Source organism: Streptomyces dysideae, from assembly GCF_001514305.1.
In the GTDB taxonomy this organism is placed as follows: Bacteria; Actinomycetota; Actinomycetes; order Streptomycetales; family Streptomycetaceae; genus Streptomyces; species Streptomyces dysideae.
In genome coordinates this window covers 3,073-7,359 of sequence record NZ_KQ949155.1, presented here as the reverse complement: position 1 = coordinate 7,359, position 4,287 = coordinate 3,073, and the positions used below count along the sequence as shown (strand labels likewise).

At 67.6% G+C, this 4,287-nt stretch carries 3 protein-coding genes; all 3 read right to left on the bottom strand.

Translation table 11 applies throughout. The features are described 5' to 3' along the window. Positions 1-114: 114 nt before the first annotated feature. The 3 genes from AQJ91_RS47810 to AQJ91_RS47800 are packed head-to-tail and all read right to left on the bottom strand — an operon-like array spanning position 115 to position 3,827. Positions 115-1,155: an ABC transporter permease gene (locus AQJ91_RS47810; RefSeq protein ID WP_067036552.1), complete on the bottom strand. Its 1,041-nt coding sequence runs from the start codon at positions 1,153-1,155 to the stop codon at positions 115-117. After that, positions 1,148-2,713 (bottom strand): sugar ABC transporter ATP-binding protein, encoded by a 1,566-nt coding sequence (locus AQJ91_RS47805; protein ID WP_067036549.1) that lies wholly within the window; start codon positions 2,711-2,713, stop codon positions 1,148-1,150. The genes AQJ91_RS47810 and AQJ91_RS47805 overlap by 8 nt, the downstream gene beginning before the upstream one ends. 46 nt (positions 2,714-2,759) lie before the next feature. Next, a complete protein-coding gene (locus AQJ91_RS47800; protein WP_067036547.1) occupies positions 2,760-3,827 on the bottom strand; it encodes a sugar ABC transporter substrate-binding protein in 1,068 nt (355 codons plus the stop codon). Positions 3,828-4,287 lie beyond the last annotated feature (460 nt).

Here is a 4,287-nt window from a genome sequence, read left to right as displayed (position 1 = left end):
AGGGCACGGTGGAGGACATGGCGGCAACTCCTGTGAGCGGCAAGGGGGAATCGGTCCCCTCGCGACGAGACGTGAACGCGGCGGAGGTCGGGCGGCCGGCGACGGCCGCCCGGGTCACTCCTGGACCTTGCCGCCGGTGATGCGGGAGATGGCGAGGGCGACCAGGATGATCAGGCCGTTGAGAGCGCCGATCCACTGCGCGGGGACGCCCGCCAGCGTGAGCACGTTCTGGATCATGAAGAGCAGCAGGATGCCGCAGAACGCGCCGAACATGGTGCCCTTGCCGCCGCCCAGGCTGATCCCGCCGATGACGGCGGCGGCGAAGACGGTGAAGATGTAGCCGTTGCCCTGCGCGGACGCGACGGAGGCCAGGCGCCCGGACAGCATCAGCCCGGCGAGCGCGGCGAGCACGCTGCCGGTGACGATGACGATCCACAGCACACGGTCGGTGCGGATGCCCGCCGCCTTCGCCGCGTCGACGTTGCCGCCGATGGCGTACAGCGACCGGCCGAAGCTGGTCCAGCCGAGGACCACGATCGCGACGGCGAACAGCACCAGGCAGATCCAGATCGACGCGGGCATCCCGAACCATTCGGCGGTGCCGAGGTAGAGCATCGACTCCGGCAGCTGGAAGAAGGTCTGGCCCCCGGAGATGCCGGTGAGGACACCGCGCAGCACGATCAGCATGCCGAGGGTGACGATGAAGCCGTTGAGGCCGAACCGGATGATCAGCAGGGCGTTGATCACGCCGACGAGTGCGCCCACGGCGAGGGTGACGGGGACGGCCCAGGCACCGGGGAGGAGCCCGAGGCCATGTCCGGCGCCGGTCGGCACCACCAGCCAGGCCGCGACACCGGGCGCGAGACCCATGGTGGACTCCAGCGACAGGTCCATCTTCTTGACGATCAGGACCATCGTCTGGGCGAGGACCAGCAGGGCCATCTCGGACATCGTCTGGAGGACGTTGATGAGGTTGTCGGCCTGCAGGAAGACCGGGTTGACGATCTGTCCGACGATCGCGATGACGACGATCGCGGGGACGAGGGCGAGGTCGCGCAGGCGGGCCAGGGGTATCCGACCGCCGAGCAGCGCGGTGCGCTTGGGCTTGGGTTCCACGGCCTTGGCGGCTGCGTCCGCGAGGACGGTTTCAGGCATTGAGGTCCACTCCTTCCATCGCGGCCACGAGGTCGTGGTCGTGCCAGCCGCGGGCGATCTCCGATGTCACACGGCCCTGGAACATCACCAGGACCCGGTCGCACATGCGCAGGTCGTCGAGTTCGTCGGAGGCGATGAGCACTCCGGTGCCGGTCCGTGCGGTCTCCTCGACCTTGCCGAGGAGGAACTCCTTGGAGCGCACGTCCACGCCCGCGGTCGGGTTGATCAGTACCAGCAGCTTCGGGTCGTCGGCGAGGGCGCGGGCCATGACGACTTTCTGCTGGTTGCCGCCCGAGAGCGCGGAGACGGGCAGGTCGGGTCCCGGTGTCTTGATCGCCAGCTTCTCGATCATGTTGTCGGCGAGCCGGTCCCGGCGGCCGCGGCTGAGGAAGCCGTTCTTGCCGAGCCTGCGGGGAACGGACAGGGTGGTGTTGTCCGCGATCGACATGTCGGGCACGAATCCCTGGTGGTGCCGGTCCTGGGGGACGAACCCGGCGCCGGCGGCGAGCGCGGCGGGTACGCTGCCCGGCCGGGGCCGCCTCCCGGCGATCTCCACCTCGCCCGCCACTGCCGCCCGCAGTCCTACGACGGTCTCGGCGACCTCGGTGCGACCGCTGCCGGCGGCACCCGCGAGTCCGACGATCTCCCCAGCGCCGACCTGGAAGGTGACATCGCCGTAGGTGCCGTCACTGCCCAGCGCCTGCACGGACAGCGCGGGCGTGGCGATGTGGTCGAGGGTGCTCGACCGCACCTGCAGCCGGTCGGCCGCCGCCTCGCCGGTCATCGCGGCGACCAGTTCGGTGCGGGGCAGTTCCGCGACCGGGGCGGTCACGATGTGCCGGGCGTCGCGGAACACCGTCACCATGTCGCAGATCTCGTAGACCTCCTGGAGGTGGTGGCTGATGAACAGGAAGGTCACGCCCTGGCGCTGCAGGTCGCGGATGCGGTCGAAGAGACGGTTGATGGCCGCCCCGTCGAGCTGGGCGGTCGGCTCGTCGAGGATGATGAACCGGGCGCCGAAGGACAGCGCTCTGGCGATCTCGACGAACTGCCGCTGCTCCACGCTCAGATCGCCCGCGGGGGTCTGCGGATCGACGTCCACCGACCAGGTCGACAGCAACTCCCGCGCCCGCCGACGCACTCCCTGCCAGCTGATGAGCCCGTTGCGGCCGTGGTCGTGCCGGTTCAGGAAGAGGTTCTCGGCGACGGTCAGCGTGGGGATGATCGTCGACTTCTGGTAGACGCAGGCCACGCGCTCTCGCCAGGCGTCGCGGTCCGCCAGTCGTGGTGCGGGGCTTCCGCCGAAGGTCACCGTTCCCTCGTCCGGGGCCTGGAGACCGGTGAGGACCGACACCAGGGTCGACTTGCCGGCTCCGTTGCGGCCGACGAGCGCGTGAGTCTCGCCGGCCCTGATGGCGATCCGGGCGCCGTTCAGAGCCACCGTCGGGCCGAATCGTTTGACTATGCCCGTCGCCTCGACGACGGGCGGGCCCACCTTGGACCGTCCGTCGTCCGCCGGGGCGGGCGCGGGGGTGACTGCTCGCTCCCCGTCGCTCATCTCAACCGCCTTGTGTGCGTGAGCCGTTGCCGTACCGGATGGACCATCAGCCGAGGTTGTTGCCCCACAGCGACTCGTCGTCGCTCTTGACGCTGGGCACGCCACCGTAGGTGCCGCCGTCGGCGGTGACGAGCGGGGCGGAGAGCTGGTCCTCCAGCAGGCCCTCGCGCACCTGGATGATGGTGCTGTCGTGGTCGGTCTTGCCGGGCTTGAACGTCTTTCCGTCGATCGCGGCCTTGAGGTAGTACAGGGCGTACTTGGCGTAGAGGTCGGCCGGCTGGGAGACCGTGGCGTCGATCTTTCCGGCGGCGATGGACTTGAGCTCTTCGGGGATGCCGTCGTTGGAGACGACGAAGACGTGCTTCTTGTCCTTCGGGTCCACCAACAGACCCTTCTGCTTGAGGACTTGCAGCGTGCCGGACAGGGCGAAGCTGGACTGCATGTAGACGCCCTTGATGTCCGGGTGTTGCGTCAGCCGCGTCTGGAGCTTCTGCGCGGCGACGGCGCCGTCCCAGTTGGTGGCCTCGCCGAACACCTTGATGTCGGGGTAGTTCTTCTTCATGCAGTCGTTGAACGCCTCGGTGCGGTCACGGCCGTTGATGGAGTCCAGGCCGCCTTGGAGCATGACGACCTTGCCCTTGCCGCCGAGCTTGGTGCCGAGGTACTGGCAGGCATTCTCGCCGTACGCCCGGTTGTCGGCGCGCACGACCATGAACACCTTGCCGGTGTCGGGGCGGGTGTCGACTGTGACGACCGGGATCTTCTTCGCCTCCAGCTGCGCGAGTGTCGGGGCGATGGCGGCGGTGTCCTGCGGGGCCATCGCAAGGCCCTTGACGCCCTGGCTGATGAACGTCTGCGCGTTGGCGGTCAGCTTGGCGACGTCGTTCTGCGAGTTGGTGGTCTTCAGGTCGAGGCCCAGCTCCCTGGCGAACTCCGGTGTGTACTTGATGTACGAGTTCCAGAAGTCGGTGTCGGACCGTGGGTAGTCGACGCCGACCAGCGGCTTGTCGCTCGACGTGGCCGCGGTGCTGGAGCCGCCGCCGCTGCAGGCGGTGAGCAGCGCCAGTGCGGACAGAGCTGAGGCGGTGGAGCAGAGAGCGGTTCTGAGCTTCATCGGTACTTCCTCGCGCTGGTCCCTTGAGCGGGAGAGGCTTGTGCAGGGCGACAGCTGTCTGCCGCCGCATCAGAGAGATGGGATGTATGTATAGGTGGCAACCAAGGGTGCTGTCTAGGTGTCGGGGAAAACGCTGGAAAAGAGACGGGGATGGAGCTCGTAGCAGTGGCTCGAGGTCCTAAATCGATCCCATCAATGATGCGCATTCGTGATGCGCTGACGGCTTGTCTGCGGACTTCCCGTGTGGCGGCACGCCTTTCGCGCAGCCTCAAAGGTTCCATGTCTGAGGCAGGACAATGGGGATGTAACGCTTGTATGGCATAAAAAGGCGAGCCAAGAGGGTGTTTTCATCCCTGCACGCCCGTTGACATCAGTGCGTCACATGGTCGAACTTCATGCGTAACCCCCGGAGTTCCAGAACCGCAGGCGGCGCATGTCCCCCTGGTCCCTTGTCCCCCAC

Bases quoted from the DNA above. Each gene is read 5' to 3' on its own strand.
- AQJ91_RS47810 (WP_067036552.1), bottom strand. From the start codon at position 1,155: ATGCCTGAAACCGTCCTCGCGGACGCAGCCGCCAAGGCCGTGGAACCC.
- AQJ91_RS47805 (WP_067036549.1), bottom strand. From the start codon at position 2,713: ATGAGCGACGGGGAGCGAGCAGTCACCCCCGCGCCCGCCCCGGCGGAC.
- AQJ91_RS47800 (WP_067036547.1), bottom strand. From the start codon at position 3,827: ATGAAGCTCAGAACCGCTCTCTGCTCCACCGCCTCAGCTCTGTCCGCA.